This window comes from Microbacterium sp. NPDC087868 (assembly GCF_044900755.1).
Lineage (GTDB): Bacteria > Actinomycetota > Actinomycetes > Actinomycetales > Microbacteriaceae > Microbacterium > Microbacterium galbinum.
Window position 1 is genome coordinate 1 of record NZ_JBJDNO010000020.1, and the last position, 1378, is coordinate 1378.

The window sequence follows — 1378 nt, forward strand, 5'->3', positions numbered from 1 at the left end:
GCAGGCCGATGGCGCCGCCGCCGAAGATGGCGAACCAGAACAGCGTGACGGTGGAAGGTACCAGCAGCACCCCGGTGACGAACTGGCGGATGCTGCGCCCGCGCGAGATCCGCGCGATGAACAGGCCAACGAACGGGGTCCAGGAAACCCACCAGGCCCAGTAGAAGATGGTCCAGGAGGAAAGCCACGCGGCCATGTCGCCATCCCCGGAAGCCGCGGTCCGCGATGCCATTTCCGGCAAGTCAGCGATGAAGGAGCCCACCGCATTGGGAATCACGTTCAGGATGAACAGCGTGGGCCCGCCGATGAACACGATCAGCGCCAGGATCACCGCCAGCACCATGTTGATATTGGACAGCCACTGGATGCCGCGCTCGATTCCGGAGACGGCCGAGGCCACGAACAAGGCGGTGAGCACCGCAATGATCAGTACCAGGACCCCCGAACCCACCGAGGACAGCAGCCCGGCGGACTGGATGCCGCCGCCGATCTGCAGCGCGCCGAGCCCCAGCGAGCAGGCCGAGCCGAAAAGCGTGGCCAGGATAGCCAGGATGTTGATCGTCTTCCCGCCCCAGCCGTGGACGACCCTTTCTCCGAAGATCGAGGTGAACATCGAGGAGAACAGCTGCGGGCGGCCCAGCCGGAAGCTGCCGTAGGCCATGCCCAGCCCGACAATCGCGTACATGGCCCAGGGGAACAGCGTCCAGTGGAACATGGTGGTGCCCATGGCCGTGCCCACCGCGGCCGAGGTCTGCCCGCCCACGGTTTCCGGCGGCGGAGACATGTAGAAGTACAGCGGTTCGCCCACCCCGTAGAAGACCAGCCCGATGCCCATGCCGGTGGCGAACATCATCGAGATCCAGGAAACCGTGCTGAACTGCGGCTTCTCCCCGTCCTTGCCCAGCGGGATGCGCCCGAAGCTCTTGGCCGCGACCACCAGCACGAACAGGGTGAAAACGGTCGCGGCGATCACGAAGACCCAGCCGGTGTTCGTAATCACCCAGTCGAGGGCCTTCCCGGCCGCGGAGCCCAGCCCTTCGGGCGAAGCGAAGCCCCAGGCGATGAACGCCAGGGCGAGGAGTCCGGCAATGCCGAAGACCCAGTAGTCGGTGCCGGAGGACAGGTATCTTCTGGGCCGGCGCCGGCGAGCCGAGTGCAGCTCGCTGACCAGGTCGTTCACGGGTTGCTCAGTGCGTTTCATTTCGGTTTCCTTCAATAAAGGCAATAGGTGGCGGGCCGGCAGGGGAATGCGGGCGCGCCGAATCAGCCGGGGTCCCGGGGTTGCTCGTGAGTGGTGGCCGGGGCCGGCAAATCGGCCGGGCTCAAGAGCCGGCCGGAAGTGCGCCGTGCAGGCCGGGAATTGTTCCCGGCCGGCACG

General features: G+C 66.3%; 1 protein-coding gene. It reads right to left on the minus strand.

What is annotated here, in order from left to right:
- On the minus strand, positions 1–1201 hold a 1201-nt coding region (locus tag ACI2JZ_RS18375; protein ID WP_404598857.1), incomplete at its 3' end, for a BCCT family transporter.
- Positions 1202–1378 lie beyond the last annotated feature (177 nt).